The following is a 25,840-nucleotide window of genomic DNA, read 5'->3' as shown; positions in this document are numbered from 1 at the left end:
AACCCACCGACCCGGAGCCCCGCATGACCCCGCAGATGATCGACCGCCTCTGGCAGGCCTTCCTCGACACCGGGCTCATGGTCGGGGTCTCGGCCGGGATCGCCGTGCTGGCCGGCCTGCCCCTGGCGCTGTTCCTCGTCATTTCCGGGCCCGGCGGCATCGTCCCGGCACCGGCGGCCAACCGGGTGGTCGGGGCCGTGGTCAACGGCTTCCGGGCCGTGCCGTTCATCGTGCTACTGGTGGCGCTGATCCCGTTCACCCGGCTGGTGGCCGGCACCACCATCGGCGTCTGGGCGGCCATCGTGCCGCTCGCGGTGAGCGCCACCCCGTTCTTCGCCCGGATCGCCGAGGTCTCGCTGCGGGAGGTGGATGCCGGCCTGATCGAGGCCGCCCAGTCCATCGGCTGCCGACGCCGGCACATCCTCGCCCACGTGCTCCTGCCCGAGGCGCTGCCGGGGATCGTCGCGGGCTTCACCATCACGGTGGTGTCGATGATCGGCGCCTCCGCGATGGCCGGGGCGGTGGGCGCGGGCGGCCTCGGCGACGTCGCCATCCGGTACGGCTACCAGCGCTTCGACACCACCGTGATGATGGTGGTGATCGCGATCCTGATCGCCCTCGTGTGCGTGGTCCAGTTCGCGGGCGACACCGCGGTGCGGCGGCTCCGGGCCCGCTGACGGCCCCGCGCCCCGGCACGAGGCGGCCCGCACCCGAGGCCGCATCCCTGAGGCTGAACCCGTGAGCCTGCACCCATGAGCCTGGACATGGACGAATCCGTCGCCGACGGGGCGGCCGAGCCGATGCCCCCGCCGCCGTCGCCCCCGCACCGGATCGGATCCGACGCCGAGGCGATCGCGGCCGCACAGGCCGTGGCCCGGATCTTCGCGGCGGGCGCGGCCGAGCGCGACCGCGACCGGCGCCTGCCCTGGGGGGAGATCGCGGCCTTCACCGACAGTGGGCTCGGCGGCCTCACGGTGCCGCGGGCCCATGGCGGCGCGGAAGTCTCGTACGCGACGCTGGCCGAGGTGTTCACGATCCTGGCCGCCGCCGACGGCTCGGCGGCGCAGATCCCCCAGAACCAGTTCGGCGTCCTGGCGCTGGTCGCGGTCGCCGCCAGCCCCGCCCAGCAGGCGCGGATCTACCGCGACGTCCTCGCCGGCCACCGGATCGGCAATGCCGGCCCCGCCCGCAACGGCAAGGCGATCACCCGCGTGGAGACGCGGCTGACATCCGGGCCGGCGGGCCCGCGCCTGAGCGGCCACCGCTTCTATTCCACCGGCGCGCTCTTCGCCCACTGGATCCCGACCCGCGCGGTCGGCCCCGACGGAGGACCGCTCCTGGTCTTCGTGCGCCGGGACGCCCCGGGCGTGCGGGTCGTGGACGACTGGCAGGGCTTCGGCCAGCGCACCACGGCGAGCGGCAGCGTCCTCTTCGAGAACGCCCCCGTCGAGGCGGATCTGACGATCGACCTCGCGCCCCTCGCCGGGCGCCCGGGCCTGTTCGGGCCGATCTCCCAGCTGATCCACGCGGCGATCGATGCCGGCCTCGCCCGGGGCGCAGTCGCCGCGGCCCTCGACTTCCTGCGCACCCGGACGCGGCCCTATCCCTTCACCGCCGAGACCGTCGCGGAGGATCCCCACATCCTCGGCGAGGTCGGACGGCTCACGGTCGACCTCCACGCCGCCGAGGCGGTCCTGGCCCGGGCCGGCCGGACCCTGGACCGGATCGCCGCGGCCCCCGTCACCGCCCAGAGCGCGGCCGAGGCCTCGGTGGCGGTGGCGCAGGCGAAGATCCTCACCACCGAGGTCGCCCTGGAGGCCTCCGAGCGGCTGCTCGAACTCGCCGGCGCCTCGGCGACCCGCGACGGGTACAATCTCGGCCGGTTCTGGCGGGATGCCCGGGTCCATACCCTGCACGACCCCGTGCGCTGGAAGTACCACCTCCTCGGCAACCACGCCCTGAACGGCGTGCTGCCGGCCCGCCACCAGTGGAACTGAGGATCGGGCCATGCCACTCCAGCCCCACGAGACCGCCTTCACGCAGGCGCCCGCACCGCCGCGCCCGGTGCCGGTGATCGCCGACGCCGCGGCGGCGCTGGCCATCGCCGACGCGCTGGCGGCCGCGTTCGCGGAGGCCGCGGTCGCGCGCGATCTCGAGCGGCGCCTGCCCGTCGCCGAGGTCGAGCGCTTCAGCGAATCCGGCCTCTGGGCGATCACGGTGCCGAAGGCCTATGGCGGCCCCGGCCTCGACAGCGCCACGGTCGCGCAGGTGATCGCCCGGATCGCCGCGGCGGACGGGTCCCTCGGCCAGATCCCGCAGAACCATTTCTACGCCCTGGAGGTGCTCCGCAACGGCGGCACCGAGGCCCAGAAGCGCGACCTCTACGGCCGCGTCCTGGCGGGTGAGCGATTCGGCAATGCGCTGGCCGAGATCGGCGCGCGGGACCACACCCGCCGCACCCGGCTCGTGCGCGATCCGGCCGGCTGGTTCGTCGAGGGCCGCAAGTATTACTGCACCGGCTCGCTCTATGCCCACCGCATCCCGACGCTGGTCGAGGCCGAGGAGGCGGGCCGCACGGCCACCTACCTGGTCTTCATCCCCCGGGACGCGCCGGGCGTGACCCTGGTGGACGATTGGGACGGGTTCGGCCAGCGGGTCACCGGCTCGGGCTCGGTCCTGTTCGAGCGGGTCGCCGTGGAGCCCGGCTGGGTGGTGCCGTTCCAGGCCTCGCTGGAGCGGCCCACCGCCATCGGCCCCTTCGCGCAGATCCTGCACGCCGGGATCGATCTCGGCATCGGCGAAGGCGCCTTCGCGGCGACGCTGCCCTTCGTGCGGGACCGCGCCCGGCCCTGGATCGATTCCGGCGTCACCCGGGCGAGCGAGGATCCCCTGACCCTCCACGCGCTGGGCGACGTCCAGGTCCGCCTCGCGGCGGCCGACGCCCTGCTGACGCGGGCCGGCCGCTTCGTGGACGCCGCGCAGGACGCCCCCGATGCGGACAACGTCGCGGCGGCCTCCGTGGCGGTGGCGGAGGCCCGGGCTGCGAGCCACCGGGCCGGGCTGCTGGCGTCCAACAGGCTCCTCGAACTCGGCGGCACCTCCGCCACCGACCGGGCCGAGGCCCTGGACCGCTACTGGCGCAACGTCCGCACCCACACCCTGCACGATCCGGTGCGCTGGAAGTACCACTGGATCGGCGCCTACCACCTCGACGGCCGGCTGCCGCCCCGGCACGGAGCGCTCTGATGGCCGCCCAGAAGAAGCAGATCCTGTTGAACGCCTTCAACATGGCCTGCGTGGGCCACATCAATCACGGGCTCTGGACGCACCCGCGCGACCGCTCGTCGGCCTACAACACGCTGGGCTACTGGACCGACCAGGCGAAGCTCCTGGAGCGCGGCCTGTTCGACGGCCTGTTCATCGCCGACATCATCGGCGTCTACGACGTCTACGGCGACGGCATCGACGTGACCGCCCGGGAGGCCGTGCAGCTCCCGGTCAACGACCCGACCGTGATGATCACCGCCATGGCGGCGGTGACCGAACATCTCGGCTTCGGGGTGACGATCAACGTCCACCAGGAGGCGCCCTACACCTTCGCCCGGCGCCTCTCGACCCTCGACCACCTGACCGGCGGCCGGATCGGCTGGAACATCGTCACCGGCTACCTCGACAGCGCCCACCGCGCCCAGAGCGGCGGCACGTTGCCGGCACACGACCGGCGCTACGACTATGCCGACGAGTATCTGGAGGTTCTCTACCGGCTCTGGGAGGGCAGCTGGGACGACGCCGCCGTGCGCCGCGACCGGGCGGCCCGGGTGTTCAGCGATCCGGCCCATATCCGCAAGGTCGCCCACCGGGGCGAGTTCTTCGCGGTCGACGGCTACCACCTGTCCGAGCCGTCGCCCCAGCGCACGCCCGTCCTCTACCAGGCGGGCGCCTCGGGCCGCGGCCGCGCCTTCGCGGGCCGCCACGCCGAGTGCGTGTTCATCTCCGCCCGCGACACGGCCACCGCCCGCGAGTCCGTCCGCGCCATCCGGGCCGAGGCGGTCGCGGCCGGCCGCAATCCCGACGACGTGAAGGTCTTCGTCGGCCTCGCGGTGATCCCCGGCCGGACCCGGGCGGAGGCCGAGGCCAAGCGGGACGAATACCTGTCCTACGCGAGCCCGGAAGCGGGGCTCGCGCATTTCTCCGCCTCCACGGGGATCGACTTCGCCCGCTACGGCCTCGACGAGGCGATCCCCTACGCGCCGGGCAACGCCATCCAGTCGGCCACGGCGGCGGCGGCCAAGCGCGGGCTGACGAAGCGCGACCTCCTGGCCGAATTGCAGCTCGGCGGCCGCTACCCGGTGCTCACCGGCGACGCGGTCGCCATCGCCGACGAGCTCCAGGCCTGGATCGAGGAGGGCGAGGTCGACGGCTTCAACCTCAGCCGGATCGTCGTGCCGGAGAGCTTTTCCGACTTCATCGACCTCGTGATCCCGGAACTGCAGGATCGCGGCCTCTACAAGACCGCCTATGCCGAGGGTTCGCTGCGGGCGAAGCTCTTCGGCCAAGGGGACCGGCTGCCCGCGCGCCACCCGGCCGAGGCCCACCGCCACCGCGGCGCGCCTCAGCGATCCTGAGCCTCGCCGCTCTCGGAGCCGAACCAGCGGCTGTAGATCTCGTCGTAGCGGCCATCCTCCCTGAGGCCGAGGAGGGCTTGGTTGACGCGCTTGCGCCGGGGGTCGTTCGCCGCGAACAGGATGCCGTAGGCCTGCCGGTTGAAGGCCGGCCCGATCAGGCGCAGCGGCGCGTGGCCGGGCTGCGTCGCGTAGTAGCTCAGGGCGGGGGCATCGTAGACCACCGCGGCGACCGTGCCGGCCTGCAGGGCCGCGCAGGCCTCCTCCAGGCTCGCGAACCCCACCGGCGTGGCGAAGTGGTCCGCCAGATAGGCGACCGACGTGGTGTGGGCGACCGTGCCCACCCGCTTGCCCGGCAGGTCCTGCGGGCCGTTGATCGCGCCGCGCAGGCGCTCCACCGTCGCCGTGCTGGTCAGGCCGGCGGTGAACCACGCCACCAGGGCGATGCAGGTGAACAGCCAGACCACCGTGATGGCCCGCGCGAGGGGGCTGCGCGGCATCTCCTCCGCCTGCGCGGCGAGGCTGCTCAGCGCCCACCAGAGGACATGGGCGAAGCCGTGCGCCGGCCGCGCCCGCGCCGCCATGCCGCCGGGATGGCGGCGTTCGAGCCACCAGATCAGCGCCGCCACCGCGAGGATGAGGGCGGCGAGCCCCAGGAGGACCTGCAGGAAGGTGGCGTCGCTCAGGAGCGCCCGGAGGGCCCGGCCGGTGGCCGAGCCGGTCGCGTCCGGCGCCGCCGGGACGGCGATGCGCAGGCCGGTCTCCAGCATCGTGACCGAGAAGTCGAACCGCCGCTCGCGCTCCGCGGTGATCGACACCGCCGCGATGGCGAGGTCCGCGCGCCCGTCCGAGACCGCCCCGAACAGCGCCGGCAGGTCGTCGACGCGGACGAAGGCGGTCCGGACGCCCAGCTCCCGGGCGATGGCGTTCCAGAGATCGATGCTGAACCCGCGCAACCGGCCCTCCGCCTCCATGACCAGGGGCGGCACCGGATGCGTCGCGACCCGCCACGTCTCGGGATCGTTCATGCGCAGCGCGAGGGACGGCCCCTCCGACACGCCCTCGGATGCCGCCCGAGCCGTGTCCCGGGTCTCGGCGCGCAAAGGGTCCGCGGCGAGCGGCACGGCGGCCGCGAGGCAGAGGCAGAACGCCACGACGCCCGCAGGCGCGACGGCGCGCCGTCGACCGGTGGACGGGCGCGGCATGTCAGAGGCTCTCGATCCAGTTGCGCAGGACGGCCCCGGGCGCGGGGTCGGGGTGGGCGTCCAGGCGCTGGGACGCATCGCTGGGGATGAAGCCGAACCGGCGCTTGAACGCCCGCCGGAAGGTCCGCTCGTCCGAGAAGCCGACCGCGAAGGCGACCTGCGAGATGCGCAGGGGCTTGGACGCATCGTCGCGCACGAGCATCCGCATCGCCGCCATCAGGCGCCGGTCGCGGATATACGCCACGATGCCGTTGGGGGCGAACAGGCGGTACAGGGTCGAGCGCGACAGGCCGAGCCGCGCCGCGACCAGGGCGGGCGTCAGCTTCGGGTTGCCGAGTTCCGCCTCGACGAGGCGGCGGACGCGGATCCGGACGTCCTGGTTCTGGGACGGGCGCCCCTCCTCCTGGCCGCGCAGCCAGCTGGCGCAGAGCTGGGTGATCGCCGTCGAGGCCGCCAGGGCCTCGCGCCGGTCGAGGAGGTCGCCGCAGGCGACGACGTTGGCGACGAAATTGTGGACCAGCCGCCCGAACGGGTCGCCGTCATGGTCGAGGGGGCGGCCGTGCAGGGCGTCCGGGTGGCAGCCCTGCTTCTCCAGAAGCGCGCGGGGGATCACGACGTTGGTGGCGTCGACCGCGCCCGCGACGATGCGCACGGGCTGGGCGAGATCGAAGACGATGCACTGGACCTCGTTCACCGGGCCGGTGCCGTGATCGGTCTCCACGCGGCTCTGCCCCCGGCGGTAGAACTGCAGCAGGATGTGATCGAGGCCCTGCTGGCCGATCATCTCCCGCGTCCGCACGAGGGTGTGCGCCGGCGCCACCACGTCGCCGACCAGCAGGTCGCCGAGATGGTAGCTGCGCATCGCGATCGGGATGGTGAGATCGGTCTCCGGGCGGAAGCTCACGTCGAAGATGGGCGCGAGATGGTCCTGCCAGGCCCGGCCGAGCGCCTCCGGATCACCGGGCGGCTCGAACCGCAGGCAGGCGACCTCGCCGCCCGGGGCGTCGCCGCCGGCGGGTGCCACGTCCGGGTCCCGGTTTCTCTCCTCGGAAGACATACGTGGAGCCTGACACCTGCTGTTAGCGCGACCGATGAAGAACGAGGGCCTGCCCCAAGGTGACGCGTGGCAACGCGGTCGGGTCGTCCCGCACGTTAGCCGCGTCCATCCGGACAGTCCTCCTATCTCGTGACGACCCGAGCAGCTGTACACTGTCGTTTGTCGCTGCGGCGTGCGATTCGACGCAGGTGTCGCCCGACCGGGCCGCAGCGGGCCCAGCATCGGAGGATTCTGACCTGCGCGCCGGTGGGATGGTTCCTTCCGTCTCAGAAAGGGGGATCCCCGTTTCAGAATGTTGCGCGCGGCGCAGAGTGTGGCTGCAATGTGATAGTTCGTTAAAGCCGCATTTTCTAACCCCCGCGCAAAGTCTGTGACAGGCATGACGGGGGTCAGTCCGATGGTCCAACAGTATAGCGACGTCGAGCATGCGACCGGATCCTGTGATCCGAGCAGGAGCACGGGCGCCGGAACGCGACGGTGCGGCCCCGTCCGGATGGGATTGCTGGTCGGCAGCTCGCTCGCCACGCTCGCGCTGGCTCTGGGACCTGTGGCGGCGCAGACCGTGCCGGCGCGCTCGCCCTCGACTTTCGGACTGACAGCGGCTGATTTCTCGAACTGGTCGGCTTACCAAGGTGATTGGGGGCTCGCCGCGATCAATGCCGCGACGGCTTACGCGCATGGCTATACGGGGCTCGGCGTCTCGGTGGCAGTTGTCGATAGCGGCATCGACCCCAATCACCCGAAATTTGCTGGGCGGATATCGTCTGCCTCTCGGAACTTTTGGCTCACCGATCCCCCTGGAGCGATCCGCAGCACTCTTCTCGTCGACCTCAACAGTCATGGGACGCACGTTTCAGGAACGATCGGGGCATCTGCAGCCGGCGGCGAGATGATGGGCGTCGCTTTTGAAAGCACGCTGCTCTCACTGAATGCGATTATGGGCCCGGCCGAGGCCAATTTTATCAAGCAGAGATTGGGCCTCAACGAAATCTCGACCGATGCCAATGCCGCGGTTGATTTCGCGGCAGCCAATGGGGCGCGAGTTCTCAATGGCAGCTATGGCCCCTCCTTGCCGACCAAGCTCATTCTCGATGATAACGGCAATGTAATATCTAATCCTTATTACGTTCAGCTGAAAATACAATCATACGAATACGGCGACGCACTGGCGGAGTACAGCGCCCTCAAACGTGCCGCAGACAAAGGTATGCTGCTAGTCTTTGCGGCTGGCAATGAGCGTGAAGATCAGGAAAAAGTCGCCGTCAATCCGACCGGCGTTGCGTTCTATCCTTTCATACGTCCAAGCAACGCAAACATCGGCGTCTATCAGCTCAATGATGGTCAAAATCGGCCGATCGATCAGTCGAAGGTCGATTTTTCCGACTTGTCAGGCTACATCGTTTCAGTCGTCGCAACTGACAAAAACAATCAAATCGGATCTTTCAGCAATCTATGCGGCGTGACAGCAGCTTGGTGTATAGCCGCGCCCGGCGTGGGTATCTACTCGACCGTTCCGGGCGGCGGATACGGGTTGAAAAATGGTACATCGATGGCAGCGCCGCACGTCTCCGGTGCCGCAGCCGTGCTGATGCAGGCGTTCCCGTTCCTGACGGCGCCGCAGATCGCCCAGACCATGTTCACCACCGCCACCCACCTCGGCGACGGACCGGCCAACGCCCCGAACGCCACCTTCGGCTGGGGCCTGCTCAACCTCGGCAAGGCGATCGACGGTCCGGGCCAGTTCACCTCGACCTGGACGGTCAACACCACCTATAACGGCCAAGCCTATTACGGCCGCTTCGCCAACGACATCTCGGGCGTCGGCGGCCTGATCAAGACCGGGCTCGGCACCCTCGAACTCGCCGGCACCAACAGCTATGCCGGCGGCACCGCCGTCTACGGCGGCACCCTCGCCGTCTCCCGCGACGCCAACCTCGGCGCCGCCGGCACCGGCCTGACCCTCGGCGGCGGCACCCTCGAGGTCCTGGCCGACGGATTCGCCACCGCCCGCCCGCTCACCCTCTCCGGCCCCGGCACCCTGCAGATCGACGGCGGCACGTCCACCTTCGCGGGTCCGATCGCCGACGGCAGCCAGCCGGGCGTGTTCGTCAAGACCGGACCCGGCACCGCCATCCTGTCGGCCGCCAACACCGTCACCGGCGGCGCCCTGGTCGGCGCCGGCACCCTGACCCTGACCGCCACCGGCAGCCTCGCCGCACCGGTCCGCATCGGCCCCGCGGCGAGCCTCCTCAATGCCGGCCTGGTCTCCGGCGGCGTCGGCAATCTCGGCGTCCTGGGCAACAGCGGCACCATCGCGGGCGGCCTCGCCAATGCCGGGCTGGCCCTCAACACCGGCACGATCACCGGCGGGGTGGCCAACACCGGCAGCCTGGGCAACAGCGGCGCCCTCGCGGGCGGCGTGGCCAACACCGGCAGCCTCGCCAGCAGCGGCGCCCTCGCGGGCGGCCTGACCAACACCGGCACCGTGCTGGCCAGCGCCGGCCGCATCGACGGCGCCATCGCCAACAACGCCGGGCTGCTCGCCGTCTCCGGCAACGTCGCCAGCGACGGCACCCTCGCCAACGCCGCCGGCGCGACCCTCGCCGTCACCGCAGGCGGCCGCTACAGCCTCGCCGGGCCACTCGCCAATGCCGGCATCGTCGTCCTCGCCCAGACCGCCAGCCTCACCGCGCCGGCCGGCTTCGGCAATGCCGGCCTCGTCGCCAGCGACGGCACCCTCACCACCGACCTGACCAATACCGGCCTCGCCCGCCTGTCCGGGCAGCTCAACGGCGCGCTGACCAACACCGGGCTGATCCAGGTCACCGGGCCGCTGGCCGGCCTCACCACCCTGACCAATGCCGGCGCCCTCGACCTCAGCGGCGGCGCCCTCACGGTGGCGAGCCTGTCCGGCCCCGCCTCCGCCGTCCTGGGCAACGGCGCCCTCACGGTCGCCGGCCCGGCCTCCACCACCTATGCCGGCGCCATCCTAGAGACCGCCAGCCCCACCAGCCTGACCCAGGCCGGCACCGGCACGCTCACGCTCACCGGCACCGGTCGCTTCTCCGGCCCGACCACGATCCAGGCCGGCACGCTCGCGCTCAACGGCCTCTGGGCCTCGCCCGTGACGGTGGCCGCCGCCGGCACCCTGCGCGGCATCGGCACGATCGCCGCCCCGGTCACGGTGGCCGGCGCCCTGCGGCCGGGCAACTCCCCCGGCACCCTCACGGTGCTCGGCCCGGTGGCCTTCGCCCCTAGCAGCCGTCTCGGCCTCGACATCGACGGACCCGGCACCGGCACGGGTGCCGGCAGCTACGCCCGGCTCCTGGCGCTGGGGGCCACCAGCACGGTGTCGGCGGGGGGCACCCTCGTGCCGGAGCTGCGCGGCCTCACCGGCAACGCCACCAACGCCTTCACCCCGGCCCTCGGCCAGCGCTTCGGCGTGCTCACCGCTCAAGGGGGGCTGTCGGGCTCGTTCACCGGCCTCGCCCAGCCGACGACGGGGCTTCCGGCCGGCACGCGCTTCGACGCCCTCTACGCCGCCACCGGCCTCGACCTCGTGATCACGCCGGCGGCCTACGGCAACCTCGCCGGGCTGGGCCTCCCCCAGACCGGCAACGCCCAGGCCGTGGGCGCGGCGCTGGACGTCGCCCGCCCGGCCGCCGGCACCCGGCCGGACGCGGCCCGGGCGCGGGTCTACGATCCGCTCTACGCGGCCAACCCGGCCACCCTGCCGGGCGGCCTGGCCAGCCTGTCGGGCCAGAGCTACGGCGACGCGGTGATGACCGATCTCTCCGCGCGCCGGCTGATCGCCGACGCGATCGACCGGCACCAGCGCGGGCTGGGCGGCGGGACGGCGGCGTTCGGCGCGGGCGATCCGGGCCTGGGCCCGAACCGCACGGCGCTGCAGGTGCGCGGCGCCGCCGGGGTGCCGGACCAGCCGCTGGCGGTGGGCGAGGGCCGGGTCTGGGCGGACGCGCTGTACGGGTTCGGCGACCGGGCCGGCGATCGGGCGGCCTCGGGCGCCGGTTACGGCGCGGGCGGCCTGCTCGTGGGCGTCGACCGGCAGGTTGGGGCGGAGACGCAGGTGGGCGGGGCGTTCAGCTACCTGCGCGAGACCGGCACGTCGCGGGGGGCGGGGCTCGGCCGGTTCACCACGGACAGCTACGGCGGCAGCCTGTACGCGCAGACGCGTCTGGGGCCGGTGGTGCTGCGCGGGACGGCGGGGGTGTCGTACGCGGACGGGCGGATCGACCGGACGGTGGCCCTGGGCACGGCGGTGTCGCAGGCGAGCGGTCTGGCCTCGGGCTGGAACGGCGGGGTGGCGGGCTTTGCCGGGTACGCGCTGGCCGTGGATCTGCCGGTCGAGGTCGTGCCGGAGGTGGGGTTCAGCTACGACCGGCTGACGCGCGGCCGGGTGGCCGAGCGGGGCGGCCTGGTGGGCCAGGGGTTCGGGGGCCAAGGGTTGGGCGGCCAGGGATTCGCGGTGGCCGATCTCGACGCGGCGCGCAGCCTCGTGGGCGGCCGCGTGGCGAGCGTGGCCTTCGCGGGCGTGCCGGACCTCCGGCTGGAGGGTCGGGCCTATTGGGCGCACGAGCTGGCCGACACTTACGCGGTGGTCCGCTCCGGCCTGTTCGGGGCGCAGTTTGCCGCCCGCACCAGCGCCCTCGGCCGGGACGGGGCGGTCCTGGGGGTGAGCCTGACCGGGCCGGTGGCGGACGGCGTGCGGTTGACCCTGGGCTACACCGGTGACGTGCGTCCGGGCGCCACCGTCCAGGTCTTCGCCGCAGGCCTCCAGGCCGCATGGTGAGGCACACCGACCGCACGCAGGCCGGCGCCGTGCTCCGGAGAGAGGCATGCAGGACCGCAGAGAATCGGGCGATCCGTCGATCGAGGCCGAGCCGGCATCGCGCCGGCCCGGCCGGTTGCGGCGGCTGGTCGATCTGCTCGAAGGGATCGAGCTGCTGGTCCAGGCGGTTCGGCTGGTCGGATGGCTCCTGAGAGGATTGTGGCTGGCCGCCGGGGCCCTCGTGCGCGCCTTCGGGGATCGATGAGCCGCACGGCGGGCCCACCATCCCCTGCCGATGCATGGCCGCTCCGTCCGAAGCCCGTCTCGTGTCGGTCTGGACAGTAACGGCGCTCCGATGCAGAGCGGCGCGCAGGCGGAGATGTTTCACGGGAAACACCCGCCCGATTGGCCGAAGCCCCGACAACCGAGTCCGGCGCGGGCGCGGGACCCGGTGCTTCAGCCGAACAGCGCGCGCGCCACGATCTGCGGGTCGAGAGGTTTCTGGCAGAGGGCCACGGCTCCGTGGAGGGACGGCACCGCGACCGGATCGTAGCCGGTCGCGAATAGGAACGGCACACCCCGCGCGTACAGCGCGTCGGCGACGGGATAGACGAGCTCGTCCTGCAGGTTGATGTCGAGCACCGCGGCGTCGATCGCGGCCGTGCGGGCGATCAGCGCCAGCGCCTCGCCGACACTGGGCACCGGTCCCAGCACCTGGGCACCGCCCGCCTCGAAGCCGGATTTGAGATCGATGGCGATGAAGTAGTCATCCTCGACCAGCAGGACCCGCCTGCCGGCCAGCGGGCGTGGAGTCGGGGTCATGCGGGGCTGCCTGCGGCTTCTCCGTCGGGGAGGGGAATGTTGATCGCGCAATAGAGCGCGGTGTCGCCGAGTTCGTAGCTGGTGGTCGCCTTGAGGGCATAGGGGAGGGCGTGCTCGATCAGTTCCCGCCCGTATCCGCCCCGCGGCGGCGCGTCCGCCGAATCCGGTCGACGGACGAGACCGTCCTCCACCCATTCCACCAGCAGCCGGCCGCCGCCATCGTCCGCCCGGTAGGTCCGCCACGTCACCGCCAGGCGCCCCTCCTCGCTGGTGAGCGCGCCGTATTTCAGCGCGTTGGTGGCGAGTTCGTGCAGGGCCAGCGCGAAGGTCTGCACCGTCGCCTTGCGCAGCCGCACCACGGGGCCGTGGAGCCGGATGCGCCCCTGCATGGCCGGAGCGTCGAGGGCGGCGAGTTCCGTCTCGATCAGGGCGCGGAGCGTGATCGGCTCCTGATCCGAGCGGGAGAGGAGGCCCTGGACCCGGGAGAGGGCGGACAGGCGGTCGTTGAAGCGCTCCCGGAACGTCTCGCCGGGCCCGGTCTGAGCCATCGTCTGCTGGGCGATGGAGCGCACGACGCCGAGCAGGTTCCGGGTCCGGTGCTGCAGCTCGGCGACCATGACCTGTTGCCGCTCCTGAAACTGGCGCAGATCGTCGATGTCGGTCGAGGTTCCGAGCCACTCGACGATCCGGCCCTGCGCGTCGCGGACCGGGGCGGCCCGGGTCTGGAACCAGCAGAAGCGCTGCTCGGCCGCGTTGCGGAGCCGGTGCTCGAAGGAGAGGTGGCCGCTCACCGGAGCCTCGCGCCAAGCGGTCTCGGCCGCCGCGTAATCGTCCGCATGGACCGCGTCCAGCCAGCCCCAGCCCCGGCTCGTCGCCTCGGTCTGACCCGTATAGGCGTGCCATTGCGGGCTGGACCAGATGCAGGCACCGTCGATCGCGGCGCGCCAGACGAGCTGCGGGATGCCCTGGGCGAGGGTGCGGAACAGCTCCTCGCTCTCCCGCAGGCGGCGCTCGGCCAACACCCGCTCGGTGCTTTCGACCACGATGGCGATGACCCCGGCGGGCCGACCATCCGCGCCGAAGACCGGCGAGTAGTCGAGGTTCATCCAGACCGGCTCGGGCTGGCCGTAGCGGTGCAGGGTCAGTTCCTGGTCCTTGTAGGAGAGCGTCCCGCCAGCCAGTCCGACACGCATCACGTTGTCGTTGAAATCGACGATCTCGGGCCAGCCCTCGCGCACCTTGGAGCCGAGGAGCTTGGGATGGCGCGCCCCCGCGAAGACGGAATAGGCATCGTTGTAGATCATGATGCCGTCCTCGCCCCACAGCAGCACGATCGGCACCGGCGATTGCAGCAGGGTGCTGACCGTGAAGATCAGGCTCTGGGGCCAATCCGCCAGGGGCCCCAGCGGCGTCTGCGTCCAATCATAGGTCCGGACCAGGTCCGCGAGTTCGCTGCAGCCGGCCGAGAAGATGCAGGCCTCGCTCATGCGGTGACCGACTGAAGAGGCTCCAGCCCGGGCGAGCGCCGCGGGACTGGAGCGGGGACCGTTCCGCGACCGGCCCGGGGGCGGCCCGTCGTGCAGATCACGACCAGGTACTACACAGCCCCGGGGCTTGATAGGGGCGCCCTCATCGTCGAAGCGGCCATCGGCTCCGGGTCTTGCGACCATCCGACGGGTCCGGAAAGCCGGATGTCGCGACATCGCATCGGTCTTCACGCCACCACGCCACAGCGCGCTCCACGAGCGCCACGGCGGATGCCCACGGCCCTGTCGGATCCGACAGGACGAATGCAGGGACGAACCGCCGGTGACGCGCCCTAGCGGCGGCCCGCCAGCTCCGGAAAGCGCCGGGCGAACCAGTCGCGCAGGAGCTGGCGCTCGTAATACAGGCTGCCGGTGGAGAAACGCGGGTTAGACGTCAGCAGGAAGTTGATATCCGTCACCGTGTCCTCGCCCTGCGCGACGATTCGACCGCCGCGGTGCAGGACATAGGCGAGGCGGATCCGTGGCGGCGTCGCATCCGTCACGACCCGCAGGCCCGTCGGCGTCGCGAAGCCGGGGCGCTCGAAGCCGGCGAGATCGACATCGAGGACGATGATGTCGAGGCGCTCATCCGGGCGGAGCCGCGCCGTGCCGAGATCCCGGAAGATCCGGGTCAGCTCGGCGAGGGTGACCCGGAGCGGCTGCCCGGAGCCGAACCGGTTCTCGGCATCGGTGAACCGATCCGGATCGGCATAGCGCACATGGACCTGTGCCTGGACGATCGGAGCCTCTGCGACCTGAGCCTGGACGACCTGAGCCTGGACTTGGGCGGCGGCTGGTCCGGCCAGAGGCAGCAGAACCGTGACCGCGAACCCGGCCCAGCCGCCGGCGAGACGCCTGCGCATGTCGAACTCCTCCCCGAACCGCTTCCCGACGGCGCGGCGTGGGCCTGCGGGGTGGGACCACCCGAGCGGAGCCACAGAGCCCACGCTCATCCCCGACGGCCGGCTGCGACCGAATGGCCCTGACCCGTTCATAGTCTCGCCGTGTTCCGGGCGCCTCGTAGCACTCCCGGCCCGAGGGGCGAGCCGGTCATGGGAGTCCGACGCGCATGATGAACTCTGTTCTGGCGCTTCTTACCGTCGTGGCGGTTCTGGTGGTCACGGCGCTGATCAAGCTGCCGCTGCTGCCGTTCCGCCTCCTGGGCCGCCTCCTGCGCAGCCGCCCGGCGACCGCCTGATCGAGCCGCTCAGGTGGCCGTGTCGATGCAGAATTCCATCCCGCGACCCGGCCCCTGATCGGAATAATCGACGAGCGCCAGTCCGCGCTCGGCCAGGGTCGCCTCCACGGTGTCCCGCTCCTTGCGCACCATCTGGCCGACCGCCAGAGGGGTCAGCCGCGGACTCGCGCGCCGCACCTGATCGACCCCGATGCTCGCCGGCAGGCCCGCACCTTCGGCGATCCGGGCCAGGGCGAGCCCCAGATCCCGCGCCTTGGTCTCCGCGGCGGATTTCGGCTTGTAGGCCATCTGCTTCTCCTTCTCGGCGGCCGCCCGCATCAGGCGGCCCGCGTGTCGACGTTCACGTCGGGAAAGGCCCGGATCCAGACGCGCCGCCCCTTGGCGTCGTAGACCTCGACCTGCCAGCCCGACCAATCGAACCGCTCCACGACCCGCTCCATCAGAGCGAGGGCGACGCGCTCGGCATGGGCCCGCATCGGCGCCCCGTCGGGCAACCGGCTGCCGCACAGGTCGGTCACCAGCTCGTGGCCGTCCGTACAGTGGAAACGGTACAGCCGCGTCGGCCTTGAGGCTCTCTCGATCAATCCACAGGGCTCCACCGCGATCCGAGACAGGACGCGTCGGCGGTTGAAACTGCCGATCCGAGGCGCTCTGTTCATGATCTGTTCTATACAGATTCGAAGCGCGATGCACCCTGGTCCCGAGACGAGACCTGCGGAGATTCGTCTCAGGGAGGCCGAGACGATCGCCTTTGCCGATCACCCGGCGGCCAAGGGCGATGGCGCAGCGCCTCGACCGGCAGACCGGCTGATTGTCCGGGGGGCTATGGCCATGGCCGGACGGAGGCGGACGATATCCCCGCGGCTGCCCCCGGCCGGTCCGTCGCCGTGACGGACGATTGACGATCCCGGCTCCGTCGGGGGGAACGGGACGCGGCGCCGTCCGGGCGGCGTCACGCCCGCGGGGGATCAGCGCTTCGCGCCGCCGCGACGGGCCATGGCGCCGGGCTGGCCCAGGCCGATCGCCTTGGCGAGGGCGGAGCGCTGCTCGGCATAGCCCGGGGCGACCATCGGGTAGTCGGCCGGAAGGCCGTAGCGGTCCCGGTAGCTGCGCGGATCGAGGCCGTGGCTGGCCAAGTGGCGCTTCAGCGTCTTGTAGGTCTTGCCGTCGATGAAGCTGACGATCCCGTCCTGCCGGACCGACTTGCGGACCTGGGCCGCGCCCGGCTTCTCGATCTCGGCCTGGGGCGCCGCCCCGGATTCCGGCGTCAGGGTCCCGGCGACGAGCCCGCTGACCGCGCCATGCACCCGCGCGATCAGGGCCGGCAACTCCGAGGCCGGAACCGGATTGTTCGACACGTAGGCCGCAACAAGCTCGGCCGTTATAACGGCCAAGGTGTTGGAGGCTTCATCGAAGGTCTCGTTCATGTGCAGATTTCCAAATAGCGGTTTACGTTCAGATCGTTTGGGCTCAACAAGGGTTTAAACAAGGTAAAAATCGAACGAAGACTCATCGAATAGATTCCGATTTTCTCGTGCCCTACGGCCTCCGAGAGGCGATGGCGCCGCGTCGGTCACCGGGATCGCGTGACGACCCGTCTCGTGCCACCGAAGATCGTCCGGGATCATGGACACCCGGGTGGCGGCCAGATTCGGCACCCGTGCGGCGCAGCCGCCCGCTTGCCGGAACCGGCAATGGCATCGCGAACAGGCGCGTCTCCGACGCGACGGTCGGCGGTGGCCCCGGACCGTGCCGGCGATCACCGTCAGGCGCCCCAGGTTGGCATGCCGCGCAGCGGCTCGGGCGGCCGGGTGTCCTGGCCGCCGCTTTCGGGAGCTTCGTCGGGCCCGGGATCCGCAGGGCCGCGGACGCGGGACCGCTGCCGAGAGCCGCAGGATCGGAAGCTTTCGCCGGGCCGGCCGAACGGTCCGGCGCACGCGTTCCGAACGCTTCGCGGGCGGCCTCGAGATCCTGTGCCTTGCGTTCCTCCCGGCCAGCCCGGCGGATCCTCCCGGAGGATCGCGTGGGCGGTCCGGTCGGAGTTCACCCGGATCCCGCTCAGCGTCGACCCATCGTCCGGGCCAGGGCGCGGCCGAGGCTCATCAACAATCCGTCGGCCGCGAGGCGGAGTTCCGACGCCGCATCCTCGCCGAGCGTCTGCCTCAGCGCGATGGCCAGATCGGCCGCACGGCTCAAGGGGTCGTCCGGCGCCGCCGCGCTGGTGAAGACGTAGCGGCCGCCGCCTTCCCGGAGTTCCGTGATGTCGATGATGATGCCACGCGCCCGGACCGGACGCCCCGCGGAATCCGGGACGGTCCGTCCGCGGCTGATCAGCCAGTGCTCGGCTCCGCCCTGCACGACGCGGTACTCGGCCAGCACCAGACCACCCGACCGCACGGCCCGCTGGACCTGGTCCAGCAGCCACGGATGGTCGTCCGGATGGACGGCGGCCAGCGCGTCGGCGCCGCTGATCTCCGTACCGGCGAGGGCCGGATCGCCGGTGAGCAGCCGGGCCGCGCCGGCATCATAGACTATGGTGCCGCGGCGGATGTCCCAGTCCCAGGCGCCGACCACGCCGGATGCATCGAGGGCGGCCTGCAACCGGTCGAACGGCGTATTGAATCCGTCGGTCGCGTCGATCGGCGTCCTCGAAATCTCACTCATGACGCGAATCCCGGCCGCACAACCGGGATGATCTGGCATAGAAATGTGCCTCTTTGCCAGAATCTCGACGGAGATTTCATCAGCGGGTCCGGTCGATCAGGATCGGCACGCCGGGCGGCCCGTCATGCCGCATCATTTCCTCTGGGCGGTGGGGTTGGGTGTCGACGACGTATCCGGCGCGACGGCCGGATTGACGGGCGTGACCGTCGACCACGTGGCCGCAATCGCCACAATGGCGAGCAGCAGGGCGACGAAGATGCCGATGAGGGTGAGGCGCTTCATGAGGAGGGTCTGGGACTTCCGTGCAGGGCGATGAAGGCGGGGAACGGCCTGAGCGGCCGATCGATCCCGCCGGCACGCAGGATCCGAACGGCCGGCACCGACCGTCACGGCCCGCTCGGACGGATCCGATCCAAGGCCGCCGCCGCGTGCCGGGCCAGACCCTCGAGCCGGCGAACGGTCCCGTCGTCGGGGATGACGGAGGCGCACCAATAGGCGCTGAGGGCGGCGACCGGCTCGGGGGAGCCGATCGGAACCACCACGAGACTGCGCATCGAGGTCAGTCGGTAGGCCGCGATCGGCACCCGGGGATCGCACTCGATGTCCGGCACGACGATGGTCGCGCCATCGAGCATGGCCCGTCCCGAAACGCAGTCCGTCAACGGAAACCGGCGGCCGCGCCACAACGGCTCGATGGCGTCCTCGGCGGCGTAGAATGAGGCGTCGCCCTCGCGCAGCACCACGGCAATCCCATCGGAGCCGGCGATCTCCCGGGCCGTCTCCCGCAGGATCGTCACGATGTCCTCGAGGAAGCGGGCGGTCGCCAGCCGGCACGAGGCCCGAACCAGACCGGCGTCGGAATCCAGGGGACGTTCAGCCATCTGGGACGCGTCGTGGAAGCAGGCCGATCGATCCATGAAGCGCCCTCCGCGACGTCGCCTCGGGGTCGCCTCGGGCGTCTTCTTCGGTTGAAGCCTCACTGCGCGCGACGGCGCGGACAACAACTTGGATCAAGCGTTTCGCCGAAGCGGTTCGGCGTGATCGGATCGCCCGCGCGTGGCGAGACGCGGAGAGATGAGCGGGCGACGCCCGACATATTGGTCATCGCGGCGGGGCGACGTGGCAGATGTCACGAAATAGTTCCCGATCCTTCGATCACGACGCCGAGATGATGTGCTCCAGCGCACCTTCCGGTCCACCGCCTCCGGACCCCCGCCGACGCTGTTGCAACAATGCACTATCGCGTCCGCACATCCTGACGTCCTGTCCGCCCCGCACACATCCCGCCTAACGGGAGACAGAGGACCAGATGATCAAGAAGCTTCTTCTCGCGAGCGCCGCCACGGCCCTCCTGACCGGTGCCGCCTCGGCCGCCGACCTGCCGCGCCGCGCCGCCCCGCCGCCGGTCTTCACCCCCGTCCCGGTCTTCACCTGGACCGGCGCCTACTTCGGTATCAACGCCGGCTACGCTTTCGACGCCAGCGACCGCAACACCGGCAACACCTTCGCCGTGCCGTTCCCCTACGCCGCTCCCGGCACCGTCGCCTCCTTCCGCAACCGCAGCCAGGACGGCTTCTCCGGCGGTGGCCAGATCGGCTACAACTGGCAGCTGACCCCCGGCTCCGGCGTCGTGTTCGGTATCGAGGCCGATGCCCAGTACCTCGACTTCGGCCGTAACCGGAACAACGCCTTCGTCGCCGGCGCGCTGGCCCCCGGCTACTACGTCACCGACCCGCGCGGCCTCTCCAGCCTCGACTTCTTCGGCACCGTCCGCGGCCGCCTCGGCTACGCCTTCGACCGCACCCTCGTGTATGGCACCGGCGGCTTCGCCTACGGATCCGGCAGCGCCGACCGCTCCTTCGGCGGCTACGCCGGCAACGACAGCTTCCGCACCGGCTGGGCCGTCGGCGGCGGCGTCGAGTATGCCCTGCCCACCGACTCCTTCCTGAACTTCTTCCGCTCGTCGGCCGTGACGCTCAAGGTCGAAGGCCTGTACGTCAACCTCGACCGCAACACCCGCAACCAGGGCGCGTTCGTCATCAACGCCGCCAACAACTTCCCCGTCGTCTACAGCGGCATCGGCCGCCGTTCCGACGAGTTCGCCGTCGTCCGCGCCGGCCTGAACTACAAGTTCGGCTCCTACTAAGACCGCGCCGCGGCGGTCGGATCCCGACCGCCGCGCCAAGCCGAGCTCGCAAGGGGCCGCGTCCGAAAGGACGCGGCCCCTTCGGCGTTGAGGGCCGCCCCGACGCGGCCCGGCGCCGTCTCAGTAGCCCTTCCAGAGGCCGGGGGTGGCCAGCTCGAGCAGGTGCCCGTCCGGGTCGCGGAAGTAGACGCTGACGCCGCCCCTCGGCCAGCGGGTGCGCCCCTCGACGGCCACGCCGGAGGCCGCGAGATGCTCCTCCCAGGACGCGAGGGCGTCCGCGTCGATCGAGAACGCGACATGGGCCGGGCCGCGGCCGTCATGCGGCGGGATGAGCCCGCCCGGCGTCTCGATCGGCTGCAGGGACCCGCCCTCCGGGAAGAGCAGGAGGACGCCGCGGCCGCCGACGTCGAAGGCGCGCATGCGGAAATCCGTGAAGAGGCAGGGCAATCCCATTGTGTCGCGGTAGAAGGCTTCGGCGCGGTCGAGATCCGCGACGTACAGCGCCGTCTCCAGGATGGCGTTGAGCTTGGGCACGGCGATCTCCTGACGGCATCTCGGTCACGGGCGGCCCGGCCGCCGGGCTCGATCGTCCGGCGGGGATGTTCCGCGACGCCGCGCGAGCCGCGCGGTCCGCCGGCGACCGCGCCGGCGGTCACCGTCGGCAGAGCCTCGCGGTCGATCCGCCTCGGCCTGACGCGTCGGCTCCGCCCGGACGGCGTCCTGCAAGGCGTCGTCCAACGTCATGGGTCCGGCTCCCGGTCATCGGTGCGCCCGGCCGGCGGGCCCCGATCCGGTCCGGATCGGCGCCGTGCCGGGCGATGGCGGCACCAGGGCCAACCGGCCGGTCCCGGACTCGGTTCGCCGCCGCGCCGGGCTCAGACGGTCGACGGGCGCGGCGTACCCCGGTCGGGACGCGGGGCACGGCCCGGCACCAGTGACAGGGCGGCCGAGAGCAAGGCGAAGGCCACCAGGGGCAGAAGGCTCAGGGTGAAGCTGCCGGTCCCGTCCTTGATCGCGCCGATCAGGTAGGGGCCCAGGAAGCCGCCGAGATTTCCGACCGCGTTGATCGCCGCGATGCTCGCCGCCGCCGTGGCGGGCGGCATCTGCTCGGTCGCGAGCGCCCAGAACGGCCCCTTGAGCATGTAGACGCCGACCGCCGCGACCGTCAGCGCCGCCACGACCGGGCCGAGCCCCGAGAGGACCGTCCCGCCCGCGAGCCCCAGCGCCAGGACCAGGAACGAGAGCGCGAGGTGCCAGCGCCGCTCGGCGGTCCGGTCGCTGTGCCGGCCCCAGAGGACCATGGCCAAGGACGCGAATCCGTACGGGATGCTGTTCAGGAGCCCGGTCTCGACATTGCCGAGGCCGAAGCTCTTGACGATCTGCGGCGTCCAGAACGACAGCCCGTAGCTGCTCGCCGTCGAGCCGAAATAGATCGCCGCGAAGAGGGCGAGCCGCCGGTCGCGCAGGATCTCCCAGAGCGGCGGCTTCGCGGGCGCGCCGCGGCGGGTGTTGCGCGCCGCCTCGGACCGGAGCTGCCGCTCCAGCCAGTCCCGCTCGGCCGCCGGCAGCCACGCCGCCTCCCGCGGCCCGTCCGGCAGGAACCACAGGACCGCGACGGCCAGGACCACCGCCGGCAGGCCCTCGAGGATGAACAGCCACTGCCAGCCGGCGAGGCCGAACCCCGTCACGTTGAGCAGCGCGCCGGAGATCGGCGAGCCGAGGAAGGACGAGATCGGGATCGAGATCATGAAGATCCCGATGATCCGCGCCCGGTAGGCGGAGGGGAACCAGTAGGTGAGGTAGAGGATCACGCCGGGGAAGAAGCCGGCCTCGGCGAGCCCCAGCAGGAAGCGCAGGGCGATGAACGACCACGGCCCCTGCACCAGCGCCATGGCGGCGGAGATCAGGCCCCAGGTGGCCATGATCCGGGCGATCCACAGCCGCGCCCCGAAGCGCTCCAGCATCAGGTTGCTGGGGATCTCCATCAGGAAATAGCCGAGGAAGAAGATCCCGGCGCCCCAGCCGAACACGGTCGCCGACAGGCCGACATCGTGGTTCATCTGGATCGCCGCGAAGCCGACATTCACGCGGTCCAGGAAGGACACGAAGTAGGCGAGGATCAGGAACGGCACGAGCCGCCAGCCGATCCTGCGCATCGCCGAGCGTTCCAGGGCGGCGTCGTCCATGGCCTATCCTCGCGCGTGTCGTGGGCTCGGGCCGGGCCCCCGGGGTCCGGATCGATCCAGGTCACGGCTCCAGGTCACGGCTCCAGATTACGGCCGGGCCCGCACGGGGCTCGACGTCGCCGCGGGGCCCCCCGTGAGCGGCGGGCCGGGCGTCTCGTCTCGGGCTTCCTCGCGGGCCGGTCATCTCTGGTTGTGACCTGTGCCAACCTCAGCTTAACCCGCGGCCGCCGCGGCTGGGAAGCGCCATCGGGCTTCAACGGATCGGATCTGTCGAAGCCCGACGGCGTATGCGTCCGCCAAGCTGCCGGCCGCGATCGCCTGCAGGCGCGCGCGCCGGGCTGCCGCACCTGCGGGGCGCGAAGCGCCATCCGGCGGCCATCCAGGCCGCGCGACGCTCGGTGACGTCCCGCAATTCCGGGTTGCCGGCGCCGCTCGCCGGGACGGAGACACGGCGGGCGGCTCCCGACGCCGGGGCCTCGGTCTGGTTCGGAGCGACCGCCGTGCCGCAGGTCCGGGTCGGGACGGCGGTCCGCCGCCCGTCACCCCTTCTTCACGTTCCAGAACATCGGCACGCCGTCGAGCACGCCGGTCAGGGACGGCTTGTACGAGGTCTGGTTGAAGTATTGCCCGAGGGGCAGGTAGGGCAGGTCGCTGAAGGCCTGCCGCTGAAGGGCGCCCGCGAGCTGCTTGCGCGCGGCGGTGTCCGGAGCATCCAGCCACTGGTCCCGCAACGCCTCGATCTTCTCGCTGGTGGGCCAGCCGATCGCGGCGCTCTGCCCGGTCCCGCGCAGGAAGGCGCTGACCGCCGGGTTGGCCTGGTCGAGCCCCGCCCAGAAAGTGCAGAAGGCGCTCCAGCCGCCCTGGGCGATCGGGTCCTTCTTGGCGCGCCGCTGCACCACCGAGCCCCAGTCCATGACCTGATAGTCGACGTTGAAGCCGGCGCGCGTGAGCATGTCGGCCGCCACGTCGGCGAGCGCCTTGAGGCTGGGGAAGTCCGAGGCGCCCATCAGCACCACCTTCTCGCCCTTGTAGCCCGCCGCCGCCAGCGCCGTCTTGGCCGCCTCGTAGTCGCGCTTGCTCGTGAGGACATCGAGGCCGACATCGCTCGCCATCGGCAGGCCGGGGCAGAAGAACCCGGTGGGCACGTGAATCAGCTTGGGATCGGTGCCGGTCACCGCCTGCATGAAGTCGGTCTGGTCGACGACCTTCAGCAGCACCTGCCGGATGGCCGGGTTGTCGAAGGGCGGCTGAAGCTGGTTCATCCGCAGGCAGCCGATCAGGCCGGTCGGGTCGGTGATCCGCGTCGTGAGCCCGCCCAGGGTCGGAACGAGATCGGCCGGCGGCTGCTCCCACCAATCCATCTCGCCGGTCTGCATGGCCGAGGCGGCGGTGGCTTGGTCGGGAATGACGTGCCACTCGACCCGGTCGACGAAGACGCGCTTCGGACCCGAGGTCCATTGCGGCTCGCCGCCCTCGCGGGGGACGTAGCCGGCAAAGCGCTCGTAGACCACCCGGGCGCCGACGACGCGCTCGTCCGCCTTGAAGCGGAAGGGGCCGCTGCCGACCATCTCGGTCACCTGCGTGAACGGGTCGGTCTTGGCGAGCCGCTCCGGCATGATGGCGCAGATCGAGGATCCGACCTTACCGAGGGCCTCCGGCAGGAGTGCGAAGGGCTTCTTCAGCCGGAACTGGATCGTCCGGTCGTCGGGGGCCGAGAGTTCGTCCGTGTAGGCCATGAGCGTCTGGCCCATGGCGTCGCGCTTGCCCCAGCGGGCGATGCTCGCCACGCAGTCGCGGGCGAGCACGGGGCTGCCGTCGTGGAAGGTGAGCCCGGGCCGCAGGGTCAGGCGCCAGAGCTTGTCGTCGTTCTCCACCGTGTGGCCCGCCACCATCTGCGGCTGGGCGGCATAGCGCGCATCGGTGCCGTAGAGCGTGTCGAACACGGCGAGCCCGTGATTGCGGGTCACGTAGGCGGTCGTCCAGATCGGATCGAGCACCGTAAGGTCGGCCTGCGGGATGAATTTGAGCGTCCGCGCGGCACTGCCCTGCGCCAAGGCCGGGGCCGCGAGGGCGGCGCCCGACAGGGCCATGAAGGATCGTCTGTTCAGCATGCCGACTCGCCCGAGCGTTGCAACCCGGCAAAGGTTAGCACGTGGCGGGCCAAGCACGTCACGGGCGAAGCGGATCAGGGGCGAAGCGCGTTATGGGTGAGCCGATGCGCGTCGCTCCGCGAGATTCCGCACGAGGTCCAGGAGACGATGGCGAAGCTCGGGATCCTCGATCCGCCGGAAGGCGGACAGGAGAGCCTCCGCCTCGTCGGCGCGCCGTTCGGCACCGCCATCGTCCCGTTCGGCGGCGCGCGGGCCGTACAGGGTGGCTGCCGGAATCGCCAGGGCTTCGGCGATCCGCTGCAGGAGCCGCCCCGTCGCCGATTCGGGCGGACGGGCCCGGTGATCGAACGGGTTGTCCTCCGGCGCCGCATCCCCGGAGGATCCGCCCGGATCAGGTGCTTTGGGTCCCATCGGCGGTCAAGCTTCGGCACGCAGGCTGGCGGGAGCATTCATAATACAGAAGAATGCCGACACGCGAGTGCCCAGCAAGCAACAGTTGCATAATTGCGCTAAGAATCCCTTGAGGTTGTGACAGACATCCTAATAAGAGGTGATCGGGGACGAATACGAACACCGCCATGCCCAAGACTAAGCCGCACGCCGGTCGGAACCGTTCCAGGGCGTTCCCGATCGCGGGCGAGACCGCGGACATGATCGGACACTGGGACTGGGATGCCGCCACGGACCGCGTACGGGTCGATGCCTTCGCGGCTCGCCTCTTCACGGTCGATCCGGCCGAGGCCGAAGCGGGTCTCCCGCTGGCGTTCTACGACGGGATCACCCATCCCGACGACCGCGAACGGGTCATCGGCCTGATCCGCCGCAGCGCCGCGGAGGGGAGCCCGTACATCGCCGAGTACCGGGTGATCTCCATCGACGGCCGGACGCACTGGGTTCTGGCCCGCGGCCGCATCTTCGGCGACCATACGGGCCGGCCGGCCGGCGGTCGCGGAATCCTGGTGGATGTCACGCGGCTGCGCGCGAGCGAGGGCCTCTCCGATGAGGTCACGCCCGGTGCCGGGGAGACGCCGCTGGACCGGGCGGTCGAGCATGCCATCGCCGCGCAGGACGCGATCGTCGCCGCCGGGGATCCGGTGCTGAAGGCCCAGGCGGACGCGCTGCTGATGGCGCTGGGACGGCGGCTGGCACAGCGGCACGTGGTGGAGCAGCGACGGCGCCTGAACTGACGTCGGCGATCGATCGCCGATCATCACGCGTGACGATCGGCCATGAGCAAGTTCTCGCCGAGGTGATGACTTTGTCGGCGACGATCCAGGGCGCCTTCCAGGCTGCCGAAGGCGCCGCGTCCGGCACCGCCGCGGTGACGATCACGGACGGCAGCGCCCGGGTGCGGGCGCCGGCCGAGCTCCGCGCCGGCGCAGGCCGCCCGATCCGGAAGGACCCTGGTCCTCGCCGCCGCCGCTCCCGCACGCGGGCCGGCCGGGTGGCGCCCCTCCTGCAGCAGCACGCAACACCTTCCTGAATGGCCCCGGTGAACACGACTTCCATTTCTC

Annotated in this window: 25 protein-coding genes; 10 read left to right on the top strand and 15 right to left on the bottom strand. The window is 71.3% G+C overall.

Features of this window, described 5'->3' with window-relative positions; all coding sequences use genetic code 11:
* Positions 1–23: 23 nt before the first annotated feature.
* The 4 genes from GGQ91_RS19670 to GGQ91_RS19655 all read left to right on the top strand — a co-directional run bounded on the left by GGQ91_RS19670 (position 24) and on the right by GGQ91_RS19655 (position 4,625).
* On the top strand, positions 24–677 hold the full coding sequence (locus GGQ91_RS19670) for a methionine ABC transporter permease (protein WP_043352323.1): 654 nt from the start codon (positions 24–26) through the stop codon (positions 675–677).
* 87 nt (positions 678–764) lie between these two features.
* Positions 765–1,997, top strand: a complete 1,233-nt coding sequence (locus tag GGQ91_RS19665; RefSeq protein WP_403091439.1) for an SfnB family sulfur acquisition oxidoreductase — start codon at positions 765–767, stop codon at positions 1,995–1,997.
* 10 nt (positions 1,998–2,007) lie between these two features.
* On the top strand, positions 2,008–3,246 hold the full coding sequence (locus GGQ91_RS19660) for an SfnB family sulfur acquisition oxidoreductase (RefSeq protein WP_053610243.1): 1,239 nt from the start codon (positions 2,008–2,010) through the stop codon (positions 3,244–3,246).
* A complete protein-coding gene (locus GGQ91_RS19655) occupies positions 3,246–4,625 on the top strand; it encodes an LLM class flavin-dependent oxidoreductase (protein WP_053610242.1) in 1,380 nt (459 codons plus the stop codon). The genes GGQ91_RS19660 and GGQ91_RS19655 overlap by 1 nt, the downstream gene beginning before the upstream one ends.
* Here the strand turns inward: GGQ91_RS19655 and GGQ91_RS19650 are convergent.
* Together GGQ91_RS19650 and GGQ91_RS19645 are read right to left on the bottom strand one after the other, a co-directional pair.
* A complete protein-coding gene (locus GGQ91_RS19650) occupies positions 4,613–5,827 on the bottom strand; it encodes a transporter substrate-binding domain-containing protein (protein ID WP_182592684.1) in 1,215 nt (404 codons plus the stop codon). The two genes, GGQ91_RS19655 and GGQ91_RS19650, sit on opposite strands and share 13 nt — an antisense overlap.
* Before the next feature lies 1 nt (position 5,828).
* On the bottom strand, positions 5,829–6,851 hold the full coding sequence (locus tag GGQ91_RS19645) for a helix-turn-helix domain-containing protein (protein ID WP_236952740.1): 1,023 nt from the start codon (positions 6,849–6,851) through the stop codon (positions 5,829–5,831).
* Between the two features lie 412 nt (positions 6,852–7,263).
* Here GGQ91_RS19645 and GGQ91_RS19640 point away from each other — a divergent pair, with 412 nt between their 5' ends.
* Together GGQ91_RS19640 and GGQ91_RS19635 are read left to right on the top strand one after the other, a co-directional pair.
* Positions 7,264–11,694: a S8 family serine peptidase gene (locus tag GGQ91_RS19640; RefSeq protein ID WP_182592683.1), complete on the top strand. Its 4,431-nt coding sequence runs from the start codon at positions 7,264–7,266 to the stop codon at positions 11,692–11,694.
* Between the two features lie 46 nt (positions 11,695–11,740).
* Positions 11,741–11,938 carry a hypothetical protein gene (locus tag GGQ91_RS19635; protein ID WP_043348020.1) on the top strand — a complete coding sequence of 66 codons (198 nt, stop codon included), beginning with the start codon at positions 11,741–11,743 and terminating at the stop codon, positions 11,936–11,938.
* A gap of 191 nt (positions 11,939–12,129) precedes the next feature.
* On the opposite strand, the gene GGQ91_RS19630 is transcribed toward GGQ91_RS19635, so the two are convergent.
* From GGQ91_RS19630 to GGQ91_RS19620, 3 genes are all read right to left on the bottom strand, one after another.
* The gene (locus GGQ91_RS19630; RefSeq protein WP_182592682.1) at positions 12,130–12,495 is read right to left on the bottom strand and encodes a response regulator; all 366 of its coding nucleotides are present in this window, start codon (positions 12,493–12,495) and stop codon (positions 12,130–12,132) included.
* A complete protein-coding gene (locus GGQ91_RS19625) occupies positions 12,492–13,982 on the bottom strand; it encodes a sensor histidine kinase (RefSeq protein ID WP_182592681.1) in 1,491 nt (496 codons plus the stop codon). The genes GGQ91_RS19630 and GGQ91_RS19625 overlap by 4 nt, the downstream gene beginning before the upstream one ends.
* Before the next feature lie 332 nt (positions 13,983–14,314).
* The gene (locus tag GGQ91_RS19620; protein WP_182592680.1) at positions 14,315–14,884 is read right to left on the bottom strand and encodes a DUF3016 domain-containing protein; all 570 of its coding nucleotides are present in this window, start codon (positions 14,882–14,884) and stop codon (positions 14,315–14,317) included.
* Positions 14,885–15,090: 206 nt separating this feature from the next.
* On the opposite strand from GGQ91_RS19620, the gene GGQ91_RS28440 reads away from it, so the two are divergent.
* A complete protein-coding gene (locus tag GGQ91_RS28440; RefSeq protein WP_257787387.1) occupies positions 15,091–15,219 on the top strand; it encodes a hypothetical protein in 129 nt (42 codons plus the stop codon).
* Between the two features lie 9 nt (positions 15,220–15,228).
* On the opposite strand, the gene GGQ91_RS19615 is transcribed toward GGQ91_RS28440, so the two are convergent.
* The 6 genes from GGQ91_RS19615 to GGQ91_RS19590 all read right to left on the bottom strand — a co-directional run bounded on the left by GGQ91_RS19615 (position 15,229) and on the right by GGQ91_RS19590 (position 18,764).
* Positions 15,229–15,507, bottom strand: a complete 279-nt coding sequence (locus tag GGQ91_RS19615; protein WP_043348032.1) for a hypothetical protein — start codon at positions 15,505–15,507, stop codon at positions 15,229–15,231.
* A gap of 29 nt (positions 15,508–15,536) precedes the next feature.
* Entirely contained in the window at positions 15,537–15,878 is a 342-nt protein-coding gene (locus GGQ91_RS19610; RefSeq protein WP_236961934.1) for a DUF6894 family protein, read from the bottom strand.
* A gap of 309 nt (positions 15,879–16,187) precedes the next feature.
* Complete coding sequence (locus tag GGQ91_RS19605; protein WP_043348035.1) at positions 16,188–16,646, bottom strand: Ros/MucR family transcriptional regulator; 459 nt, start codon at positions 16,644–16,646, stop codon at positions 16,188–16,190.
* A 631-nt stretch (positions 16,647–17,277) separates the two neighbouring features.
* Positions 17,278–17,883 (bottom strand): PAS domain-containing protein, encoded by a 606-nt coding sequence (locus GGQ91_RS19600; RefSeq protein WP_182592679.1) that lies wholly within the window; start codon positions 17,881–17,883, stop codon positions 17,278–17,280.
* A gap of 132 nt (positions 17,884–18,015) precedes the next feature.
* Entirely contained in the window at positions 18,016–18,165 is a 150-nt protein-coding gene (locus GGQ91_RS19595) for a hypothetical protein (RefSeq protein ID WP_164706361.1), read from the bottom strand.
* Between the two features lie 104 nt (positions 18,166–18,269).
* On the bottom strand, positions 18,270–18,764 hold the full coding sequence (locus GGQ91_RS19590) for a GAF domain-containing protein (protein ID WP_053610254.1): 495 nt from the start codon (positions 18,762–18,764) through the stop codon (positions 18,270–18,272).
* Positions 18,765–19,192: 428 nt separating this feature from the next.
* On the opposite strand from GGQ91_RS19590, the gene GGQ91_RS19585 reads away from it, so the two are divergent.
* Complete coding sequence (locus tag GGQ91_RS19585; RefSeq protein WP_083683604.1) at positions 19,193–20,029, top strand: outer membrane protein; 837 nt, start codon at positions 19,193–19,195, stop codon at positions 20,027–20,029.
* Between the two features lie 120 nt (positions 20,030–20,149).
* Here GGQ91_RS19585 and GGQ91_RS19580 read toward each other — a convergent pair whose 3' ends face one another.
* From GGQ91_RS19580 to GGQ91_RS19565, 4 genes are all read right to left on the bottom strand, one after another.
* Complete coding sequence (locus GGQ91_RS19580; protein ID WP_043386105.1) at positions 20,150–20,563, bottom strand: VOC family protein; 414 nt, start codon at positions 20,561–20,563, stop codon at positions 20,150–20,152.
* A 341-nt stretch (positions 20,564–20,904) separates the two neighbouring features.
* A complete protein-coding gene (locus tag GGQ91_RS19575) occupies positions 20,905–22,215 on the bottom strand; it encodes an MFS transporter (RefSeq protein ID WP_043348042.1) in 1,311 nt (436 codons plus the stop codon).
* 539 nt (positions 22,216–22,754) lie between these two features.
* Positions 22,755–24,326 carry an ABC transporter substrate-binding protein gene (locus tag GGQ91_RS19570; protein ID WP_179697426.1) on the bottom strand — a complete coding sequence of 524 codons (1,572 nt, stop codon included), beginning with the start codon at positions 24,324–24,326 and terminating at the stop codon, positions 22,755–22,757.
* A gap of 90 nt (positions 24,327–24,416) precedes the next feature.
* Positions 24,417–24,737: a hypothetical protein gene (locus GGQ91_RS19565; protein ID WP_182592678.1), complete on the bottom strand. Its 321-nt coding sequence runs from the start codon at positions 24,735–24,737 to the stop codon at positions 24,417–24,419.
* Positions 24,738–24,976: 239 nt separating this feature from the next.
* Here GGQ91_RS19565 and GGQ91_RS19560 point away from each other — a divergent pair, with 239 nt between their 5' ends.
* On the top strand, positions 24,977–25,513 hold the full coding sequence (locus tag GGQ91_RS19560; protein WP_246410813.1) for a PAS domain-containing protein: 537 nt from the start codon (positions 24,977–24,979) through the stop codon (positions 25,511–25,513).
* Between the two features lie 29 nt (positions 25,514–25,542).
* Positions 25,543–25,809 carry a hypothetical protein gene (locus GGQ91_RS19555; RefSeq protein WP_182592677.1) on the top strand — a complete coding sequence of 89 codons (267 nt, stop codon included), beginning with the start codon at positions 25,543–25,545 and terminating at the stop codon, positions 25,807–25,809.
* The last annotated feature ends 31 nt before the right edge of the window (positions 25,810–25,840 follow it).

Source organism: Methylobacterium fujisawaense (genome assembly GCF_014138435.1).
Taxonomy (GTDB): Bacteria; Pseudomonadota; Alphaproteobacteria; order Rhizobiales; family Beijerinckiaceae; genus Methylobacterium; species Methylobacterium fujisawaense.
Note: the sequence above shows the minus strand (reverse complement) of the source record. Positions and strands in the feature narration are given on the sequence as shown.

Excerpts from the sequence above, each read along its gene's own strand:
- GGQ91_RS19575 (WP_043348042.1), bottom strand. The coding sequence starts at position 22,215 with ATGGACGACGCCGCCCTGGAACGCTCGGCGATGCGCAGGATCGGCTGG.
- GGQ91_RS19635 (WP_043348020.1), top strand. The coding sequence starts at position 11,741 with ATGCAGGACCGCAGAGAATCGGGCGATCCGTCGATCGAGGCCGAGCCG.
- GGQ91_RS19570 (WP_179697426.1), bottom strand. The coding sequence starts at position 24,326 with ATGCTGAACAGACGATCCTTCATGGCCCTGTCGGGCGCCGCCCTCGCG.
- GGQ91_RS19610 (WP_236961934.1), bottom strand. The coding sequence starts at position 15,878 with ATGAACAGAGCGCCTCGGATCGGCAGTTTCAACCGCCGACGCGTCCTG.
- GGQ91_RS19595 (WP_164706361.1), bottom strand. The coding sequence starts at position 18,165 with ATGAAGCGCCTCACCCTCATCGGCATCTTCGTCGCCCTGCTGCTCGCC.
- GGQ91_RS19560 (WP_246410813.1), top strand. The coding sequence starts at position 24,977 with ATGATCGGACACTGGGACTGGGATGCCGCCACGGACCGCGTACGGGTC.
- GGQ91_RS19585 (WP_083683604.1), top strand. The coding sequence starts at position 19,193 with ATGATCAAGAAGCTTCTTCTCGCGAGCGCCGCCACGGCCCTCCTGACC.
- GGQ91_RS19640 (WP_182592683.1), top strand. The coding sequence starts at position 7,264 with ATGACGGGGGTCAGTCCGATGGTCCAACAGTATAGCGACGTCGAGCAT.
- GGQ91_RS19655 (WP_053610242.1), top strand. The coding sequence starts at position 3,246 with ATGGCCGCCCAGAAGAAGCAGATCCTGTTGAACGCCTTCAACATGGCC.
- GGQ91_RS19600 (WP_182592679.1), bottom strand. The coding sequence starts at position 17,883 with ATGAGTGAGATTTCGAGGACGCCGATCGACGCGACCGACGGATTCAAT.
- GGQ91_RS19650 (WP_182592684.1), bottom strand. The coding sequence starts at position 5,827 with ATGCCGCGCCCGTCCACCGGTCGACGGCGCGCCGTCGCGCCTGCGGGC.
- GGQ91_RS19615 (WP_043348032.1), bottom strand. The coding sequence starts at position 15,507 with ATGGCCTACAAGCCGAAATCCGCCGCGGAGACCAAGGCGCGGGATCTG.
- GGQ91_RS19565 (WP_182592678.1), bottom strand. The coding sequence starts at position 24,737 with ATGGGACCCAAAGCACCTGATCCGGGCGGATCCTCCGGGGATGCGGCG.
- GGQ91_RS19625 (WP_182592681.1), bottom strand. The coding sequence starts at position 13,982 with ATGAGCGAGGCCTGCATCTTCTCGGCCGGCTGCAGCGAACTCGCGGAC.
- GGQ91_RS19630 (WP_182592682.1), bottom strand. The coding sequence starts at position 12,495 with ATGACCCCGACTCCACGCCCGCTGGCCGGCAGGCGGGTCCTGCTGGTC.
- GGQ91_RS19590 (WP_053610254.1), bottom strand. The coding sequence starts at position 18,764 with ATGGCTGAACGTCCCCTGGATTCCGACGCCGGTCTGGTTCGGGCCTCG.
- GGQ91_RS19665 (WP_403091439.1), top strand. The coding sequence starts at position 765 with ATGGACGAATCCGTCGCCGACGGGGCGGCCGAGCCGATGCCCCCGCCG.
- GGQ91_RS19670 (WP_043352323.1), top strand. The coding sequence starts at position 24 with ATGACCCCGCAGATGATCGACCGCCTCTGGCAGGCCTTCCTCGACACC.
- GGQ91_RS19620 (WP_182592680.1), bottom strand. The coding sequence starts at position 14,884 with ATGCGCAGGCGTCTCGCCGGCGGCTGGGCCGGGTTCGCGGTCACGGTT.
- GGQ91_RS19660 (WP_053610243.1), top strand. The coding sequence starts at position 2,008 with ATGCCACTCCAGCCCCACGAGACCGCCTTCACGCAGGCGCCCGCACCG.
- GGQ91_RS19605 (WP_043348035.1), bottom strand. The coding sequence starts at position 16,646 with ATGAACGAGACCTTCGATGAAGCCTCCAACACCTTGGCCGTTATAACG.
- GGQ91_RS28440 (WP_257787387.1), top strand. The coding sequence starts at position 15,091 with ATGATGAACTCTGTTCTGGCGCTTCTTACCGTCGTGGCGGTTCTGGTG.